General features: G+C 54.0%; 14 protein-coding genes. 7 read left to right on the top strand and 7 right to left on the bottom strand.

Translation table 11 applies throughout. The annotated features are described in order from the left end of the window. Positions 1-17: 17 nt before the first annotated feature. Both degQ and zapG read right to left on the bottom strand, forming a co-directional pair. Entirely contained in the window at positions 18-1,403 is a 1,386-nt protein-coding gene (degQ, locus tag K6L24_RS02120) for a serine endoprotease DegQ (protein ID WP_062744495.1), read from the bottom strand. Between the two features lie 113 nt (positions 1,404-1,516). Further along, positions 1,517-1,915 carry a Z-ring associated protein ZapG gene (zapG, locus tag K6L24_RS02125; RefSeq protein ID WP_062744543.1) on the bottom strand — a complete coding sequence of 133 codons (399 nt, stop codon included), beginning with the start codon at positions 1,913-1,915 and terminating at the stop codon, positions 1,517-1,519. Between the two features lie 175 nt (positions 1,916-2,090). Between zapG and zapE the strand changes: the two genes are divergently transcribed. From zapE to sspB, 5 genes are all read left to right on the top strand, one after another. After that, positions 2,091-3,218, top strand: a complete 1,128-nt coding sequence (gene zapE / locus K6L24_RS02130; RefSeq protein ID WP_222682285.1) for a cell division protein ZapE — start codon at positions 2,091-2,093, stop codon at positions 3,216-3,218. 244 nt (positions 3,219-3,462) lie between these two features. Next, positions 3,463-3,891 (top strand): 50S ribosomal protein L13, encoded by a 429-nt coding sequence (rplM, locus tag K6L24_RS02135; protein WP_056231094.1) that lies wholly within the window; start codon positions 3,463-3,465, stop codon positions 3,889-3,891. A 15-nt stretch (positions 3,892-3,906) separates the two neighbouring features. After that, positions 3,907-4,299, top strand: coding sequence for a 30S ribosomal protein S9 (gene rpsI / locus K6L24_RS02140; protein ID WP_034890399.1), 393 nt, complete (start codon positions 3,907-3,909; stop codon positions 4,297-4,299). Between the two features lie 307 nt (positions 4,300-4,606). Beyond that, entirely contained in the window at positions 4,607-5,248 is a 642-nt protein-coding gene (sspA, locus tag K6L24_RS02145) for a stringent starvation protein SspA (RefSeq protein ID WP_048914440.1), read from the top strand. A 5-nt stretch (positions 5,249-5,253) separates the two neighbouring features. Beyond that, on the top strand, positions 5,254-5,757 hold the full coding sequence (gene sspB / locus K6L24_RS02150) for a ClpXP protease specificity-enhancing factor (protein ID WP_062744494.1): 504 nt from the start codon (positions 5,254-5,256) through the stop codon (positions 5,755-5,757). 63 nt (positions 5,758-5,820) lie between these two features. Here the strand turns inward: sspB and K6L24_RS02155 are convergent, their stop codons facing one another. Further along, positions 5,821-7,578, bottom strand: a complete 1,758-nt coding sequence (locus tag K6L24_RS02155; protein WP_062744493.1) for a sulfite reductase subunit alpha — start codon at positions 7,576-7,578, stop codon at positions 5,821-5,823. Positions 7,579-7,688: 110 nt separating this feature from the next. Then, complete coding sequence (locus K6L24_RS02160; RefSeq protein ID WP_222681897.1) at positions 7,689-13,220, bottom strand: glutamate synthase-related protein; 5,532 nt, start codon at positions 13,218-13,220, stop codon at positions 7,689-7,691. A 1,009-nt stretch (positions 13,221-14,229) separates the two neighbouring features. Between K6L24_RS02160 and arcB the strand changes: the two genes are divergently transcribed. Both arcB and mtgA read left to right on the top strand, forming a co-directional pair. After that, positions 14,230-16,569 carry an aerobic respiration two-component sensor histidine kinase ArcB gene (gene arcB, locus K6L24_RS02165; RefSeq protein WP_062744491.1) on the top strand — a complete coding sequence of 780 codons (2,340 nt, stop codon included), beginning with the start codon at positions 14,230-14,232 and terminating at the stop codon, positions 16,567-16,569. 793 nt (positions 16,570-17,362) lie between these two features. Then, the gene (gene mtgA / locus K6L24_RS02170; RefSeq protein ID WP_137269578.1) at positions 17,363-18,088 is read left to right on the top strand and encodes a monofunctional biosynthetic peptidoglycan transglycosylase; all 726 of its coding nucleotides are present in this window, start codon (positions 17,363-17,365) and stop codon (positions 18,086-18,088) included. A gap of 103 nt (positions 18,089-18,191) precedes the next feature. On the opposite strand, the gene npr is transcribed toward mtgA, so the two are convergent. The 3 genes from npr to ptsN are packed head-to-tail and all read right to left on the bottom strand — an operon-like array spanning position 18,192 to position 19,828. Beyond that, positions 18,192-18,464, bottom strand: a complete 273-nt coding sequence (npr, locus tag K6L24_RS02175; RefSeq protein WP_062744489.1) for a PTS phosphocarrier protein NPr — start codon at positions 18,462-18,464, stop codon at positions 18,192-18,194. Beyond that, the gene (gene rapZ, locus K6L24_RS02180; RefSeq protein WP_062744488.1) at positions 18,461-19,315 is read right to left on the bottom strand and encodes an RNase adapter RapZ; all 855 of its coding nucleotides are present in this window, start codon (positions 19,313-19,315) and stop codon (positions 18,461-18,463) included. Before rapZ ends, npr begins: the two co-directional genes overlap by 4 nt. 30 nt (positions 19,316-19,345) lie before the next feature. Further along, positions 19,346-19,828, bottom strand: a complete 483-nt coding sequence (ptsN, locus tag K6L24_RS02185) for a PTS IIA-like nitrogen regulatory protein PtsN (protein WP_062744487.1) — start codon at positions 19,826-19,828, stop codon at positions 19,346-19,348. Positions 19,829-19,972: the final 144 nt, after the last annotated feature.

Genomic DNA, 19,972 nt, shown 5'->3' on the forward strand with positions numbered 1-19,972 from the left:
CTGTGTCTGCGCAGGTATTAAGGCAACAGGAGATAGATATTCTCGTTGCCACGCATCACGCTCAGTGCCAGCAGCGGTGGTTTTGCCTCCAGCAATTTTCGCAATTCTGCCAGATTCTGCACCGGCGTGCGGTTGACGCCGACGATCACATCCTCTTTTTGCAGGCCAAACTGAGCGGCAGGCGTGGATTTTGCCACTTCATCCACCTTCACCCCTTTTGTGCCATCTTTCGCTGCGCCATCACTGAGCGTGGCACCCTGCAGGGCGGGCGTAAGCAGGGCGGCGCTGGCGCTGCTCTGGGTACTGTTATCCAGTTTGACGGTGACAGTCTGCGGCTTGCCGTCACGGACCAGGCCGATTTTGACTTCCTGACCCGGTGGCGTGGTGCCGATTTTCACCCGCAGTTCAGCAAAGTTGGTGACCGCTTTGTCATTAACGCTGGTGATAATATCACCCGCCTTGATTCCCGCTTTTGCCGCCGCCGACTGTGGCAATACCTCATTGACGAAAGCGCCGCGCTGCACGTCGATATTAAAGGCTTTCGCCATATCAGCCGTCATCTCGGTGCCTTTAATGCCTAACTGACCGCGTTTCACTTCGCCAAACTGGATCAGTTGCTGCGCCAGACCCATGGCCATATTGCTCGGGATAGCGAAGCCGATACCAATATTGCCACCGCTTGACGCCAGAATAGCGGTATTCAGGCCAATCAGTTCGCCGTTCAGGTTCACCAGCGCGCCACCGGAGTTTCCACGGTTAATCGCGGCATCGGTCTGAATAAAGTTCTCCAGCCCTTCAAGGTTCAGACCGCTGCGGCCCAGGGCTGACACGATACCGGACGTCGCCGTCTGACCCAGACCAAACGGATTACCGATAGCCACGGCGAAATCCCCGACTTTCAGTTTGTCAGAATCAGCGATTTTAACCTGGGTGAGGCGAGTGGCACCCTTCAGCTGGATCAGGGCAATATCGGTCTGCTCGTCACGGCCGACCAGTTTGGCATCGAACTCGCGGCCATCGCTCAACTGAACACTGATTTTGTTCGCACCGCTGACGACATGATTGTTGGTTAATACATAGCCTTTAGCGGCATCAATGATGACGCCAGAGGCCAGGCCTTCAAACTCTTCGGATTTATCATCGCCCTGTGCACCGTCCTGACCATTCTGGTCAAAGAAGCGCTTTAATGGATCCGGGATCGGCTGCGGCTGACTGTCGCTGTCCGTTCCCTCAACATGCACACTGACGACGGCAGGCAATACAGCCTCCAGCATGGGAGCAAGGCTGGGCAAAGGCTCCCCCTGAATCTGCGAGGGGAGTGCGGCATGGGTTGCCGGTACCACCATCATATTGACGCCAATACTCAATGCTAATGCACTTAACAGAAATGATGTCTTCTTCATCGGGGCTCAGCTCTCGCTATCAGGGGAAGGGGGGAACCGACATCGCAGGCAATATGTTGAGTCGATCAGGTATGGCAGTTGAAAAAAGGGGGTGCACTGCACCCCGGAATAATTTACTTCGTCGCGCGTTCACCACGCAACAGGCCAGAGGCACTGTCCGGATAGTCGCGCGGCATCTGTACGGGCACCTGATCGTTATCCGCTTCGGATTCGGTCAGCTGATAAGCAAAGGGATTTTTCTCACCCGGCAGGTTTGGCAGCAGGTCATTCGATCCTTTAGCCATATGCTGATACAGCTGACGATAGTCGCGTGCCATATTGTCCAGCAGCTCAGCGCTGTGGGCAAAATGGTTGGTCAGCTCTTCACGGTAATCTGCCAGTTCGGCTTTGCTCTTCTCCAGTTCATACTGCAGGCTGCGTTGCTCACGCAGTTTCCTGTTACCGAAACGCATGGCGACCGCGCCGATAATAATTCCTACTACTAACCCAATAAGCGCATATTCCCAGGTCATAATCACTCCCATATTGTCTTCGTTGTTCCGTAGGACCTTTCCAACTCATACCCGCCACTATAACCGCTAATCTCACGGAAGTGGAATCCTGCGGCAGCTTCGCTTAGTGTAGAACGACTTTTTTTTCGACGATCGACCGCGAGTCAGGCCATTTTTCAGGGAATGTGACGAAATGATGCAAACGATGTCTCCTCTGGCGCTTTATCAGCAAGCGCTGGAAAACGGCGAGTATCAGGCCGATGAAGTACAGCGTGCCGCCATCACCCGTTTAGACGGGATATATCAGGTGTTAACCCGGAATAGCGCCTCAGCGGCACCTGCCGGCGGAGGGCTGTTGAACCGGCTCAATAAACTGCTGGGTAAAAGTAAAAACGACGTCCAGACACCGGCTCAGGGTCTGTATATGTGGGGCGGCGTCGGGCGTGGCAAGACATGGTTGATGGATATGTTTTTTCGGGCAATTCCTGGTGAGCGCAAGCAACGTCTGCATTTCCACCGGTTTATGCTGCGTGTCCATCAGGAACTGACCGAACTGCAGGGGCAGAGCGATCCACTGCAGATCGTTGCCGACCGTTTCAAAGCAGAAACCGATCTGCTCTGCTTCGACGAGTTTTTTGTCTCGGACATCACGGATGCCATGCTGCTGGGGACGCTAATGGAAGCCCTGTTCAGCCGTGGGATTACGCTGGTGGCCACCTCCAATATTCCTCCGGACGACCTTTATCGTAACGGGCTGCAGCGGGCGCGCTTTGTCCCGGCCATTGAGATGATCAAGCAGCACTGCGACGTTATGAATGTGGACGCGGGGATCGACTATCGTCTGCGTACGCTGACGTCTGCCCACCTGTGGATGACCCCGCTGGGGGATGAGACCATAAAAGAGATGGAGCGGATGTTTATTGCCCTCGCCGGGAAACCGCGTGAAGACCACGAACCGCTGGAGATTAATCATCGGCAACTGCCGACGCTGGGCATGGCCGAAGGCGTGCTGGCGATGAATTTCCTCGCGCTGTGTGGCGAAGGACGCAGTCAGCACGACTATATTGAACTGTCACGCCGTTTCCACAGCGTATTGCTGTATGATGTTCCGGTGATGATTTACAAGACGGAAGACCAGGCACGGCGATTCCTGGCGCTGGTGGATGAATTTTACGAGCGTCATGTCAAGCTGGTGGTCTCGGCAGAAACATCACTTTATGAGATTTATCAGGGTACGCGGCTGAAGTTTGAGTATCAGCGCTGCGTCTCCCGCCTGCAGGAGATGCAGAGCGAAGAGTACCTGCGGTTGCCGCATTTACCCTGATGTTCGCATTACTGTGACGTGATAGTAATTTTATCGCAGAAAACGTTCGATCTTTATGGGCGACTTCTCTATAATCTTGCGACCCCACGTTACAACAAAGGTTTTTTTCCCAAAACTCTTTGTGTTCCGGTAACTCTATCCGAAGGGGTGGGCTTACTGGTCAAGATGGTCGTGTGAGCTCCAACCGTTTATTCAAGCGTTTGGGATTTCACCAACGTGTAACTTAATTTGGGTAAGCTTTTAGATGAAAACTTTTACAGCTAAGCCAGAAACCGTCCAACGTGACTGGTATGTTGTTGACGCAACAGGCAAAACCTTAGGTCGTTTAGCGACTGAACTGGCTCGTCGTCTGCGCGGTAAGCACAAAGCGGAATACACTCCGCACGTCGATACAGGTGATTACATCATCGTTCTGAACGCTGAGAAAGTTGCCGTAACGGGTAACAAGCGTACTGACAAGATTTATTACCATCACACCGGCTTCGTCGGTGGTATCAAGCAAGCGACCTTCGAAGAGATGATTGCTCGCCGTCCTGAGCGTGTGATTGAAATCGCGGTTAAAGGCATGCTGCCAAAGGGCCCGCTGGGCCGTGCTATGTACCGTAAACTGAAAGTTTACGCGGGCAACGAGCACAACCATGCGGCACAGCAACCGCAAGTTCTTGACATTTAATCGGGATTACAGGCAATGGCTGAGAATCAAAACTACGGCACTGGTCGCCGCAAAAGCTCTTCCGCACGCGTCTTTATTAAGCCGGGTAGCGGTAACATCGTTATCAACCAGCGTTCTTTAGAACAGTACTTCGGTCGCGAAACTGCCCGCATGGTAGTTCGTCAGCCGCTGGAACTTCTGGACATGGTCGGTAAATTTGATCTGTACATCACTGTTAAAGGTGGTGGTATCTCTGGTCAGGCTGGTGCGATCCGTCACGGTATCACACGCGCTCTGATGGAGTACGACGAGTCACTGCGTGGCGAACTGCGTAAAGCAGGCTTCGTTACTCGTGATGCTCGTAAGGTTGAACGTAAGAAAGTCGGTCTGCGTAAAGCACGTCGTCGTCCTCAGTTCTCCAAACGTTAATTTTTCCTGCTCAGGCAGAATCAATTATCGGAAAACCCGGTGCCTGGCGCCGGGTTTTTTATTTTCTTCCGGTGCAAAAAGCGCGAAACACACACCGCTTTACCATTTTCCCCCTCAATTCCGTGTGTGGTCCCCCACAAGCTGACTAAAATCTGGTAAACTGTGTGTCACTTTGTGCCCATTGGCCAGGTAAAAATGTCTGTATCCTGTACATCAGGAAAGGGTTAATTTTCGGGCCGGTGGCAATAATGAGTCGCCACGTGGATGGCTATTCGCAGTAATTTTCTCGATAAACTTGGAGGTTTACATGGCTGTCGCTGCCAACAAACGTTCGGTAATGACGCTGTTTTCTGGTCCGACTGACATTTTCAGCCACCAGGTACGCATTGTACTGGCTGAGAAGGGTGTTAGTGTCGAGATCGAGCAGGTTGAAACGGATAACCTGCCGCAGGATCTGATCGACCTCAACCCATACCGTACCGTGCCCACCCTCGTTGATCGCGAGCTGACGCTGTATGAATCGCGCATCATCATGGAATACCTGGACGAACGTTTCCCGCATCCTCCGCTGATGCCGGTTTACCCGGTGGCACGTGGTGAAAGCCGCCTGATGATGCACCGTGTTGAGCAGGACTGGTACAGCCTGATGCGTAAAGTCGAAAACGGCACCGCACAGGAAGCTGAAGCTGCACGTAAGCAGCTGCGGGAAGAGTTGCTGGCTATCGCGCCACTGTTCGCCCGTACGCCGTTCTTTATGAGCGAAGAGTTCAGCCTGGTCGATTGCTATCTGGCTCCGCTGTTATGGCGTTTACCGCAGATGGGTATTGAGCTGATTGGTGCCGGGTCTAAAGAGCTGAAAGGCTATATGACCCGCGTTTTTGAGCGTGATTCCTTCCTCGCTTCTCTGACAGAAGCGGAACGTGAAATGCGCCTGCAAACGCGGGGCTGATTACGATGGAAATGTCCCAACTGACTGCACGTCGTCCCTATCTGCTGCGCGCCTTCTATGAGTGGTTGCTGGACAACAATCTCACGCCACATCTGGTTGTCGACATCAACTTGCCCGGCGTGATGGTGCCCCTGGAATATGCCCGCGATGGTCAGATCGTTCTGAACATTGCCCCGCGTGCGGTGGGCAATCTCGAGTTGGGCAATGATGGCGTTAGCTTCAGCGCCCGTTTTGGCGGCGTTCCCCGTCAGGTTTCCGTGCCTATGGCTGCGGTCCTGGCGGTTTATGCGCGTGAAAACGGTGCCGGTACGATGTTCGAACCAGAGCCGGCGTATGAAGAAGCCAGTGAGTTTGATGCTTCACATGCGCAGGATGATGGGGCGCCAGAAACGGTCATGTCAGTGATCGATGGTGATCGTCCCGATGATGCAGGTGCTGATGACGACAACGATCCCGACGATGAACCGCCCCCGCGCGGCGGTCGTCCGGCGCTTCGCGTCGTAAAATAAAAACGGGCCTTCGGGCCCGTTTTTTTACACTGTCGATCCGGGAGCGCCTGGCTCCCGGTGTCATCAGTAGACGTCGCGCAGGTAGCGCTTCTCTTTTTTCAGCTGGTCAACGTAATCGGCAGCACGCTCTGCAGATAATCCGCCAAACTGAGTAATCACCTCATACAACGCCTTATCAACGTCTTTTGCCATGCGTGAGGCATCACCACAGACATAGAAGTAAGCCCCTTCCTGCAGCCAGGCATACAGTTCGGCACCCTGTTCCAGCATCCGCGTCTGAACGTAGATTTTTTCCGCCTGATCGCGTGAAAATGCCAGATCCAGACGGGTCAGCAGTCCACTTTCCTGCCAGGCTTTCAGCTCATCCTGATAGATGAAGTCATGCTCCTGATGCTGATCGCCAAAGAACAGCCAGTTTTTCCCTTTGGCACCGACGGCCTCGCGCTCTTCCAGGAAGGCACGGAAGGGGGCAATACCGGTCCCCGGACCGATCATAATCAGGGGGGCATCACCGTTCGCTGGCACGCGGAAGGCTTTATTCGGTGAAATAAAGATGGCCGGTTTTTCACCCCGTTTGACACGCTCGGCCAGATAGGTTGAACAGACGCCGCTGCGGGCACGGCCAGCGCTGTGATAACGGACGGAAGCGATCGTCAGGTGCACCTGGTTCGGATGGGCTTTCTGACTGGATGAAATAGAGTAAGCGCGATGCTGTAGCGGACGCAGCAGGCCAACAAACTCAGGAATACTCAGTGAACGGGTCACATCCAGCTGCAGCAGGTCGAGAGTATCTTTCCCCCACAGCCACACACCCAGCGCATCCTTATCGTCGTGCTGTAAGACATGACGCAGTTCCTGGTTGGTGGTGTTCTGGCCCACCCATTCAATCAGCTTGCGCGATGGCTCAGAAATCTCGAACTGGTAGGTCAGCAGATCGCCCAGGCTACGGTCAAAGCCGGGAACCGGGTTATCGTAGTCAGACTTCAGCTGTGTCAGCAACAGCTTCACTAGCGCCGGGTCGTTGACCGGGATCACGCCCAGCGCATCACCCGCTTCGTACTTCAGCCCGCTGTCGGTCAGATCGAACTCGAAGTGGCGGATATCCTTGCCAGACTTCTCACCGGACAGACGCTTGTTGGTCGCCAGAGCGGCGGCATACGGATTATTTTTATTGCTGCCCGGGATGACCGGTGCTTCCGGCGCGCTCTCCAGCGCCGTACCGCTGCTGCCTGCACTGGCGGCAAACTGCGGCATCGAGCTGGCGATCCACGCGTTGGAGGGTTCTTCATAGTCGATATCGCAGTCGATACGATCACAGACGCGTTTTGCACCCAGTTGCTCAAGGCGCATATCAATAAATTTACCCGCCTGGCAGAAACCATCGTAGCCGGTATCGCCAATGGCCAGAACGGCAAAGTGCATCTGCTCCAGACGCGGTGCGGTACTGGCAGAGATGGCCTGCCAGAACAGCTGGGCGTTATCCGGCATCTCGCCTTCGCCGTAAGTCGAGGTGATCACCAGCACATGACGCATGGTGACAAACACGTCGATATCCACTTCACCCAGCCCCTGGACAACCGGTACCAGGCCCTTCGCCCGCGCGGCTTTCGCCGCGTTTTGCGCTAAGGCTTCCGCATTACCTGTCTGGGAACCAAACAGGATATGCAACTGAGTGGTGGCGGAAGAGGCCGCAGAGCCTGCGGCCTGCGGCTGGTTTTCCAGCACCAGCAGACGTGAGTGTAATCCGGCAAGGAAGCCTGCCAGCCAAAATTTCTGCTCGCCGTTAAACGGCGCGTCTTCAGGAATATAAGGAATCTTCATCAGTTTTATCTACTCAATCCCGTTAAATACTCGCCAAACTTCGGGCCGCAGAGGCGTTGGCTGCCAGCCCGAAACAGGGAAAGTATGAGTCACTGTTCATAGTCAAATAGTTAAGCTAACTTGCCGACGGCGGCTGCCAGTTCAGGCAGTGCAGCACGCGCGAACAGCTCCTCAAAGTCAGGCAGTCGGCCCAGCACGTCCCGGTTACACGCATCCTGATACATGATCCAGCCGTAAGTCGCCAGGCTGTCCATGGAGCGGATATTACGCTGCGTGAGCGCTGCTTTATAATCTGTCATACGCTTTGCACCAATCAGGCAGGCCAGCTCTTCATCACTGTAGCTCTCGATGGCCGCCCGGCCGTGGCGTTGCAGTTTGCTGATCAGGCTGAAATCTTCAGTCATCAGCAGGTTACGTACCGCTTTCTCAACGGCCGGATCCTCCACAGCGGTGCCTTTCGGCAGGCGTGAAAGCGCCAGCTGCTGTGCAGAATTGAGGACGGTGTAGTTATTCAACAGCACCAGCATTTCAGGGGTATCTGTCGCACCGTAGCCCGGGACTGCACCGTTAGCAATAGGCTTCCCTTCGCGCCATGCGGCTTTAAACTTCGCCACCTGATGCCCGGCCAGCGCTGTGGAGAGCTCTTCCAGCAGATCCTTACGGCTTTTCGCTTTCAGGATCTCAGCGGCATCCTGGTAAAGCAGCAGAGAGCGCGGCATGACATAAACGAAGTGCTGACACTCGCTTTCCCAGTGATCGAGCAGCCACTGCGCACGTGGGGAAGAGGTGGCTTCCAGATGCCAGTTCAGCATCGTCAGTACCGCATCTTTGTGCACGCGCGCCATTTCACTGTCATCCGCGATGGAACCCAGCATCACGGAGTCCGCCGCAGCAGAACCCGCCAGCGTGCCGTACGGGTCATACTGATAAGCGAAACCGCCGCTCATACCGTTACCAAAGCCAGTACCGTAAGTACCGAGGTTCAGCACTGCACCGTTAGTCATATATTCGCAGCAGAAATCACCGACGCCTTCGACCACAGCAGTAGCACCCGAGTTACGTACGGCGAAGCGGTCACCGGCCTGGCCCTGCGCGAACAGACGTCCCCCGGTGGCACCGAACAGAGCGAAGTTACCGATCAGCACGTTACCTTCCGCATCTTCCGATCCGCCGCCCGGAGACATCACCACGATTTCTCCGCCACACTGCCCTTTACCGACACCGTCGTTACAGGTGCCGTAATGCTCAAGGCGCATGCCATCGTTACAGAACACGCCATAAGACTGACCGGCAGATCCGGAGGTGAAAATCGTCACAGTCGACGGAGCCAGATAGCGACGGCCGCGATCGTCCAGCAGTGCAGCCGGGATACGGCTCAGGTGTTCGGCATTCAGCGTGTGGTTCAGCAGGCGTTCAATATCAATAGCCAACTGGCCCCCCACGCTCTTGTTACGGTTGTTCAGGGTGATCCCGTCACCCAGTGTGATCCCGGTCGATCCCTGGCTGACCAGGCGATCGTTAACCAGATCGATCCAGCCATTGTCCAGTTCGAAATCTTTTTCCAGATAAACCGGATGGGCAATTTTCACCTCAGGCACCACGGTTAACATGGCGCGCAGATCCAGCTTACCGACTTCCAGCGGGTGGTCCATCAGGTGGAGCAGATCAGACCGGCCGCGTGCCTCACGCAGTGAACGCAGGCCAAGACGTGCCAGCATCTCACGCACCTCGTGCGCCACGTTGATGAAATACTGCGCCAGCTGGCGAGGGTCACCATCGAAGGCTTCGGCATTGGTGGTCAGTCCGGCCGGGCACTTCACGTTGCAGTTTTTCGCCATCACGCACTTCAGCATCATGAGTGCCGTGGTGCCGAATTCAAAGCTGTCGCCGCCCAGCAGTGCGGATTTCACCACGTCACTGCCCGTCTGCTGTGCGCCTGAGCAGCGCAGTAGCACTTTCTCACGCAGGCCGTTGGCACACAGCGCCTGATGGACTTCTGCGATGCCGATCTCTGCCACACGTCCGGTATATTTCAGACTGGTGACTGAAGCGGCCCCGGTACCGCCAGTGTTACCGGCCACGTTGATGACATCAGCGCCGGCTTTCGCCACGCCAACCGCGATAGTACCGATCCCTTCAGAGGAAACCAGTTTAACGATCACGCGTACACGGGCAGCTTTACAGTCGTGGATCAGCTGGGCCAGATCCTCAATAGAGTAAGTGTCATGGTGCGGAGGAGGGGAGACCAGCTCCACGCCTGGCGTACCGCCACGGGCCGCGGCGATTTCTACCGTCACCTTGGCCGCCGGTAACTGACCGCCTTCACCCGGTTTTGCCCCCTGGCCGATTTTAATCTCCAGTTCTTCCAGCATCGGATCGGCCAGATAGGCGGCCCAGACGCCAAAACGACCGGACGCCAGCTGTTTAATGCGTGATGCCCGGATGGTGCCGTGACGGGAATAGTGCTCGCCCCCTTCCCCACAGTTACTCATTCCGCCCACCATGTTGGTGCCATGAGCGACGGCCTCATGTGCCGGCGCTACCAGTGCACCGTGGCTCATCGCCCCGGAGGCAAAGGTGCGGGTAATCTCATGGGCTGGCTGCACTTCGCTTAACGGCAGCGCGGGAGAAAGGGTAAAGATGCGTGACAGATAGTCAGCTGCTTTGCCGTTCGCCTTCAGAAGCAGGGCTTCTGCGGTGACTTCCGCATGTTCAATGGCGTCCCCGAAGCGTTTTTTCAGCACCACGGAGAGCGTGGTGAGGCGGTCGTGCTCACTTTTCAGGCCGACAATGGCATCGGTGAGGCGCAGTGTGAACAGACCTTCTTGTGACTCGTCTGCTTCGCATTCCAGTCCGCGCACCGCAAAGCCGTTATTTACCAGCGAGTAACGCCCCAGCTTACGCGTGAACTCGGCTTCGCTGTCGACGTGGGTCAGGTCAGCCGGCAGGGCGAGAATATCACGCAGTGCCGCCGGGCGGCGCTTACGCTCTTCCAGCATCAGGCTGGAGAACTGACGGTAATCGGGGGTGATAGTGAAGTTGTCTATCACCTCGTCCGGGATACGTTCGAAGCTGCTGTCCGTAAAGGATTTCGCTTTGATATTAAACGCGTTGTCCAGCTTGGCCAGCGTCATCAGGCGGATAAAGTTATCCTCCTCGCGCGCTTTATCCGAGAAGCGAATCGGCTGCTCAGTCATATCGATAAAGGTACGTACGGCGATAGTGCCGTAGGAGTGACCGGCCCCCTCTGCACGTTCCTTAAACAGGCCCAGCAACGGCACTTCTGACTCTCCCTGAATACGCAATGCACTCTGGTGCCAGTCAACGGCCATTTGCGCGATGGTGGCGAAGCCTGCACCCCCTACCGGGGTTTTAATATTCGGAAAATACTTCTTCAGCACGCGATCTTCGGTATCGAGGAAATTCGGCTCAAAGAACTCACCGCAGCTGTAGCTTTCAACGGTACACAGGCCGACTTTGCCCATGGTCTTCATCAGCGCTTTTTCAGCCGCTTTGGCGTAGCGTTTGAATGCCTTGTTACCTTCTTCACCTTCACCGTATTTTTCTTCAGCACGCATCTGCACGCCCAGCGGATACACCGCTGACGCACCGAAGCCGAGGGTGGCAGCAATGTGGTGCGAAGAGATGCTCTGGCCGCTTTCCACCACCAGTGACACATCCAGGCGCAGGCCTTCCTGCACCAGGCGCTGGTTGATGGCTGATACCATCAACAGCATCGGGATAGCAGCACGGGTTGAGGAGATATGGCGGTCCGTGATGACGGCGATACCGCCCTGCTCACGGGCGAAATCCACCACCTCCTGTGCCAGCGCATCAATGGCCTGCTCCAGCGCATTCGCATTGGCGGCACGGCTGATCGGGTCGGTGCCGATAACGGGCTCATAGAGCATTTCAAAACGGGCATACGGGGCCACGGTCTGCTCGCGCAGCTGCAGCATATCCAGATGCGTCAGGATCGGTGTTGGCACCACAATCTGGTGACCTTTACTGCGCCCAAGATGCGGTTTCGCACCCAGTGCAACGCGCAGGGTCATGCCATCCACTTCACGAATGGAATCCAGCGGCGGGTTGGTGACCTGAGCAAATCGCTGAGAGAAGTAATGCGCCATTCCCCCTTCATGGTCGGACAGGGCGTTAATCGCGTTGCCGTAACCCATGGCAGAGATTTTCTCTGCGCCGGTGGTCAGCATCGGGTCCATCATAAATTTGAAGCTTTCCTGGTTGTAGTAGTAAGCCACAAAACGCTGATAGGTTTTGAGGTCACCGCTATAACGCAGAGGGGAACCCTGTTGCTCCGCCGGGATCACCGGCAGTTCCTGTAATGTCACCCGTGACTCAGCCAACAGCGCCGGATAATCGGCCACCGCCGCCAGCTTTTCCAGGGCTTCTACGGTGGTATAGCTGCGTTTTTCACGGTGATCGTAATACAGCATGCCGCCCGCTTCGATACGGCCACGGCGCAGGACGCTCTCGGGTGGGAAGGCAATCTGACCCGCTTCCGACATCGCACCAATATACTCCGCCGTTTCCACAGAGCGCAGCGGGCGCAGGCCGAGACGGTCAAGACGAGCCCCGATCACTTCACCGTTGCCGAAAATCAGCGCGGCCGGGCCGTCATTCTTCTCTTCATACAGGGAGAAGTATTCCAGCATTGCGCGGACTTCAGCGGAGAGAGAGGGATCGTTTTCCCACGCTGGCGGCATCATGGAAACCACCGCAGTGATCAGGTCCAGGTTATCTTCCATCAGACGGCTGTGGATACTTTGATCCAGGCGTGAGCTGTCTGACTGGCCTTTAGGGCGCACGATTTTCTTACCGCGCGCCAGCGCCAGCGCTGCTTCCGCAATACGGTTTTTACGGTCGGTGTTCAGCTCGCCGTTGTGCGCCATCAGCCGGAACGGCTGCGCCATGGTGGTATGCGGATCGGTGTTAGTCGAAAAGCGGGTATGGAAGAACAGACCGCGGACCTGGTGGTCTGTGTCGGTCAGATCCTGGAAATAGGGGATCACCTCGTTCGAATTCAGGCGGGCTTTAAAGACCTGCGTGCGGGAAGATAGCGACAGTGGATAGAGGCCGCCAAACTCACTTTCGGTAAAGGCGCGGGCTTCGATATCCAGCAGGGCACGGTAGATACGTTTTTCAAAGTCAATCTGATTGCTGATATCGTCCGGGGCAGTAAACACCCATTGCACGATAGGCAGCTGGAACTGAATCGCCGCCGGACGCAGTACGCTGGTATCCAGGGGCATATCACGTTTGAGGAGGATTGGCAGTTTATAAGCGGCCAGGGTTTCTTCCACCAGGCGCTCGGCGTTGGCACGCAGCGTACTGTCCTTCGGCACAAAGAAGTTGCCGACGCCATAACGGCCGGCTTCCAGTGGCTGTCCGGTAATTTTGCGGAAGAAATGCAGAGAGAGGTCGACGTTAACCCCGGCGCCGTCACCTACGCCTTCGGCAGACATGCCCCCGCGATGAGGAACAGTACACAGGGCACTGTGTGCCATCTGCAGAACCTCATGAGTTTGCTCGCCGTCCTTACGAGTAATGAAACCCACACCGCAGCTGTCACTGTCTTTTGATGGATCATACAAGCCATAGGGATAAGGTTTTGAGTTGGACATTGAGGGCCTCCTTAACTGCTTTTGACATTACCACTGTTCTTCAGGCTCAGAGCGCCACGGAGTGTCTTCTCTGGTTCTGTATCATTTTCTTGCCGCTAAAACGCAGACACCGTGACTCCGAACATTTCATCAAGGGACATTGACCTGACACGTCCTTGAATGAGTTGCTCACGAAATTCCGGGTCTCAAATTGGAGATAACTTACATCACGAGGGAGTCTACTTGCTGCATAGATATGCCGAGACACTGGCCCGTCAGGAAAGCTTCCAGCGGATTTCCAACTTATCGGGAAAGCGAACTCAGGTCAAATAGCGATCTTACTGATACCTTTTCATGCCTTTTTGGTATTAACTCATTGATTTTAAGAGTTTTAATGCGATATTTTAACCCTATTGAAGGGAGGGCGAAGGGGAGAGAAGTGTGAGCTGACTCACTATAGGGCAGTACGCAAATCTCTGCACCATGCTGGTGCTGGGGGTAATGCCAGCATAATATGCTGCTGTGATGGTTATGGCCGCAGGAACGCACTGTTTTTAACTGTTGCGATTATTTGAATTAAACAGGGGGGCATCATTAGTAAAATTAATCAGAAGTTACGTGATTAATATTTCATTTATTATGAATGGTTATTCGTTAGGTGTGACAAGGGAATGCGCAGGATACAGGGCATCGCTATGAAAACTATCAACATGAGAAAGGCGCGCCGAATCCAGAGCGGCCTTACAGATTATGCAGTTATAAAATTTAGTCAATATCCCCGTTGGCAACTTTTTACGCGAAAGGGGAACGCCGGACATTTCCAGCGTTAACCCAGGCAGGAGAGGGGTTGCTTCCTTTCCCGTCCCTTCAGCAGCATGGGGGGCGATAATCCTGTGGTAACGGCTGAAGGGATGTCGGTGCTGCTGCACGGTTATCGTGCACTCTCCCGAGGGCCGGACGGCGAGATAGCGCGTTGGTCTTTTGGTCAATTCCGGTATGATTGCCGTTATCACGCTGGAAGGGATCCTTTATGAAACAAATTCGTTTATTAGCGCAGTACTATGTTGATTTGATGGTCAAACTTGGGCTGGTACGCTTCTCTTTGCTGCTGGCATCCGCACTGGTCGTGCTGGCCATGATAGTGCAGATGGCGGTGACGATGGTGCTTCGCGGCCATGTCGAAAGCATTGATATGGTGCGGTCGGTTTTTTTCGGTCTGCTGATCACCCCGTGGGCCGTCTATTTCCTGTCGGTGGTCGTGGAACAGTTAGAGGAATCGCGTCAGCGTCTGGCCAGGCTGGTGGATAAGCTGGAGGAGATGCGCAATCGTGACCTTGAGCTGAACCAGCAAATGCAGGGCAATATTACCCAGCTCAACCAGGAGATTGCCGACCGCATCAAGGCCGAAGAGGCACGTCTGCAGGTGATGGCAAAGCTCAAAGAGGAGATGGCGCGGCGTGAAGAGGCACAAATCGAACTTGAACAACAATCCTCCTTCCTGCGCTCCTTCCTCGATGCTTCACCCGATCTGGTGTTCTACCGCAACAGTGACCAGCAATTCTCTGGTTGTAACCGTGCCATGGAACTGTTGACCGGAAAAAGCGAAAAACAGCTTATCGGTTTAACGCCGAAAGAGGTCTATGACGACGATGCGGCAACTAAGGTGCTGGAAACCGATGAGAAAGTGTTCCGCCATAATGTCTCTCTGACCTACGAACAGTGGCTGGATTATCCCGACGGCCGCAAAGCCTGCTTTGAGATACGCAAAGTCCCTTATTATGACCGCGTGGGCAAACGGAGCGGGTTAATGGGGTTTGGACGCGATATAACCGAGCGTAAGCGTTACCAGGACGCGTTAGAGAACGCAAGCAGGGAGAAGACCACCTTTATCTCTACGATCAGCCATGAGCTTCGTACGCCGCTTAATGGCATTGTTGGCCTGAGCCGCATTCTGCTGGATACGGATCTCAATCACGAGCAGCTGAAATACCTGAAAACGATTCATGTCTCTGCCATTACGTTGGGCAATATTTTTAATGATGTGATTGAAATGGACAAAATCGAGCGGCGAAAAGTGCAGCTGGACAATCAGCCCATCGATTTCACTGGCTTCCTGGCCGACCTGGAAAATATCTCCGGCCTGCTGGCTGAACCAAAAGGGCTGAAATTTGTTCTGGCACCTGACCTGCCGCTGCCGCAAAAAATTATCGCCGATGGGACCCGTCTGCGCCAGATCCTGTGGAACCTGATCGGTAACGCGGTGAAGTTTACTCAGCAGGGGGAAATCGTGGTGCGTGTCGGCTATCAACAGGATGACTGTCTGTGCTTTGAAGTGCAGGACTCTGGCATGGGTATCCCGCAGGATGAGCAGGATAAAATTTTCGCCATGTATTACCAGGTAAAAGATCAACGTGGCGGCAAACCCGCGACCGGCACAGGTATCGGTCTGGCCGTTTCCCGCCGTCTGGCACAAAGTATGGGCGGTGATATCCGCGTACAAAGTTCACCAGGGCAGGGTTCCTGCTTCACCCTGACGCTCAATGCGCCCCGTGTGGAAGAAGAGCGGCAAGATGAAGAGACGGAAGACGATCTGCCACTGCCTGCGTTGCATATCTTACTGGTTGAGGATATTGAGCTGAATGTGGTGGTTGCCCGCTCAGTTCTGGAAAAACTGGGCAGCAGCGTAGAAGTGGCGATGACCGGGCAGGCCGCGCTGGAGATGTTTGACCCGGATGAGTTTGATCTGGTGCTGCTGGATATCCAACTGCCCGATATGACCGGTCTGGACGTGGCACGTATTATTCATCAGCGTCACGCAGGCGAACAGCTTCCGCCACTGGTGGCCCTGACGGCGAACGTGCTGAAAGATAAACGCGAATATTTTGATGCCGGTATGGACGATGTACTGAGCAAACCCCTGGCGGTTCCTGCTCTCACGGCCATGATTAAAAAATACTGGGATTTTCAGACTGATGATTTATCTACTGAACAGGATGGCATGATGGATGATAAAAAACTGGCACTGCTGGATGTTCCGATGCTGGAGCAATATATCGAACTGGTCGGGCCGACCCTTATCCACCAAAGTCTGGCGATGTTCGAGCAGATGATGCCTGGCTATCTGGCCGTGCTGGACTCCAACATGATGGCTCGTGACCAGAAAGGGATTGCAGAGGAAGGGCACAAAATTAAGGGCGCAGCAGGATCTGTGGGCTTGACGCATTTGCAGCAGATTGCAAAACAGATTCAGAGCCCGGAATTACCCGCCTGGTGGGATAATGTTCAGGAATGGATTGATGAACTGAAACTGGAGTGGCGCAAGGATGTTGAGGTATTACGGCAGTGGGTGACGGATGCTGAAAAAAAATGACCCCGACCGAAGCCGGGGTGCGCGAATACTGCGCCAACACCAGGGAAATTGGTAACCTGTGCTGTTCTGATTAGAATCGTCTGGAGCACAGGTTTGGTATTGGGTGAACATTAAAAAGCTCAGTCACTACTTTAGCAAATCTCTCACCACTTGTTACTGGATTCATTAAAATGTGTGATGTTGAGCAGTGTTCCTAAATAGAAGACCCGATTTTAGATATGTAGTCAAGCAAGTAATGAATATTTACGATGATCTGCATAAATATTGTACAGTCAGGCTTTTGTTGAAGTAAGCAGAGGAGCGGAACCGTCTCCTCTGGCTGACAGGATTTTCGTTGTCATCGGGAAGGAAGCCGGAAAGGCGTTGGTGATATTTTAATGTATTGTTTTATAAGTGCTTTATTGTTTATTTGATCCTTGTTTCCGAAACGTTTTGGTTTCTGCTAGCAAAAATTCTCACATTACTGTCCCGTATCAGATAAAAGCTGACTCCGTTCAGCAAGATTAACTGCTCGTACCAGCCGCAATTTATGAGTAAAAAACGTCAATTATTGCCGGAACGGAGTGTTTATTTCATTTGCAGTGCCATGATTTCGGAAAGCGACCTGCTGAAATTTATAAGCAGAGTGAACCAATTGATTTAATGCATTTTCAGCAGCTGACAGAATCGTCGTGGAGTATATATAAACGGCGTGATTTAATGGAACCGATTCCGGTTATGTAGGGTTAATTAACAATGGTGGAGTATTGCTGGTGAATTTTCATACTGATAAATATGGGCGGGATCCTCAGTAATGAGACGCAATAAATCACGGGGTTTTACACGGATTAAAGCAATTTTACTCCGCCTGGTGCTGGGCGTTGCGGGTCTATGGCTGAGCGGCATTATCCTCTTTGCCTTTGTGCCAGTGCCGTTTTCTGCGGTGATGGTTGAGAGGCAGGTCAGTGCCTGGCTCAACGGTGATTTTGACTATGTGGCGCACTCTGACTGGGTGGGGATGGATGAGATTTCGCCGTGGATGGCGCTGGCCGTCATTGCCTCTGAAGATCAAAAATTCCCGACCCACTGGGGCTTTGACGTGGCCGCTATCCAGTCAGTGCTGGACAGCAGCGGTGAAAAGGCCGGCATGCGCGGTGCTTCCACACTTTCACAGCAGACCGCCAAAAATATGTTTCTCTGGGATGGACGTAGCTGGGTGCGTAAAGGCCTGGAAGCCGGCCTGACCGTGGGCATCGAAACCGTCTGGACGAAGCGTCGCATTCTGACCGTCTATTTGAATGTGGCAGAAATGGGGCAGGGGGTATTTGGTGTGGAGGAGGCCTCTCAGCGCTATTTCCACAAGCCGGCCAGCCGCTTGAGCCTGTCCGAAGCAGCGCTGCTGGCCGCGGTTCTGCCTAATCCGATACGTTACCGCGCAGATGCACCTTCAGGCTATGTACGCCAGCGTCAGCAGTGGATCATGCGTCAGATGCGTCAGCTGGGCGGAGAAGGGTTCCTCAGGGAACATCAGCTGCGTTAAAACCGCAGGCCGGGCTCAGGCCGGTGGCGTGGCGGAACGGATAAAGAGAGTTAAACGGAGACCGACCGTCAGGGTCGGCCTGTTGAGGATGGAGATGAGGAGATTACTCTTCGTCAAACCCGGCGTTAAACAGGTCGATGACTGCCGCCAGTGCTTTAGTTTCTTCCGGTCCGCTGGCTTCAACTTCGATATGTCCGCCTTTGGCGGAGTCGAGCATCAGCAGCGCAATCACGCTACTGGCTTCAGCTTCTGTACCGCTCTCATTACGCAGCAGCACTTCAGCGTCAAAGCTCTGCACCAGCTCGAACAGCTTCATCGCTGGTCGGGCGTGCATTCCCAGTTTATTTTTTATCTCAACGGTTTGCTTCACAGTCATGATTTGCGTTTTTCCAGCGTGCGATGACGGGACTGAACGTTTTTACCCCGCGAGCGGAAATAGTCCGCCAGCTGCTCGGCAATATACACCGAACGGTGTTTGCCGCCTGTGCATCCAATGGCAACAGTCAGATAGCTGCGGTTATTGGTTTCCAGCATCGGTAACCACAGTTCCAGATAGCTGCGGGTCTGGTAGATAAAATTATGCACTTCCGTGTGGCGATCGAGGAAAGCCGCCACGGGACGATCGAGTCCGGTCATCGGACGCAGTTTGGGATCCCAGTGGGGGTTGGGCAAAAAGCGCACATCAAACACGTAATCAGCATCAATTGGAATACCGTGCTTGAAGCCGAATGATTCAAACACCATCGTCAGCTCGCGTTCACGTTTACCTAACAGGCGTGTACGAAGCATCTCTGCCAGTTCATGGACTGACATTTCTGAGGTATCAATAATCAGATCGGCGCGGGAACGCAGAGGCTCCAGCAGATCGCTCTCTTCATCAATGGCGCTTTCCAGCGACAGGTTTTTGCTGGAGAGGGGATGCAGACGACGCGTATCGCTGTAACGACGAATTAAGGTATTACGGTCAGCATCCAGGAACAGAAGTTGTGGCGAAAAACAGTCCGGCAAACTGTTGAGTGCGGTTTCAAACACTTCCGGTGATTCCGGCATGTTGCGGACATCAATACTTACCGCAGCAGATATGTTGCGTTCGGCCAGCGAGTTCGCCAGGTCAGGCAGCAGGACGACGGGCAGGTTGTCCACGCAGTAAAACCCCATGTCTTCCAGTGCGCGTAATGCCACTGACTTTCCTGAGCCTGAACGACCGCTGACGATCATCAGCACCATTTCACAATTCCCCTCATTTAACCTGCCTGACTAGCTCTGTTCGTGATCTTCCGTGATGATCGCGTAGAGATCTTCATCGCTCTGGGCGGATCGCAGACGCCGCAGTACGGTTTTGTCTGCGAGGCGCTTGGCCACCAGAGACAACGTATGCAGATGTGTTTTACATTGATCGGCTGGCACCAGCAGGGCAAACAGCAGGTCCACAGGCTGATTATCAATGGCATCGAACGCGATGGGCTGATCAAGGCGAATAAAAACCCCTACAGCACGCAGCGTATCTTCCTCCAGCTTGCCATGCGGGATGGCAATGCCATTACCGATACCGGTACTCCCCATCCTCTCACGCGTCAGAATAGCTTCAAAAATTGTCTGATGCGGAAGGTTAAGCTGTTTAGCTGCCAGTTCGCTGATAATTTCCAGCGCCCGTTTTTTGCTTTGGCAATGTACACCATTACGGGTACATGAGACGCTCAGCACGGAGCCCAGTTCCAGTTTCAAATCATTGTTCATCATAGTTTCACTTAACTTTTCACTGCCGCAGGCAAGTCACTCTTCTCCCTGGTTCGAAGTAAGAGATTAACATGACGTATTGATTAACGGCTCATATCCCCGGAAGAATACGAGCCGATACTGCTTTCAGCTTAACCTTAAAAGGGG

The sequence above is a fragment of the Erwinia persicina genome, assembly GCF_019844095.1.
Classification (GTDB): domain Bacteria; phylum Pseudomonadota; class Gammaproteobacteria; order Enterobacterales; family Enterobacteriaceae; genus Erwinia; species Erwinia persicina.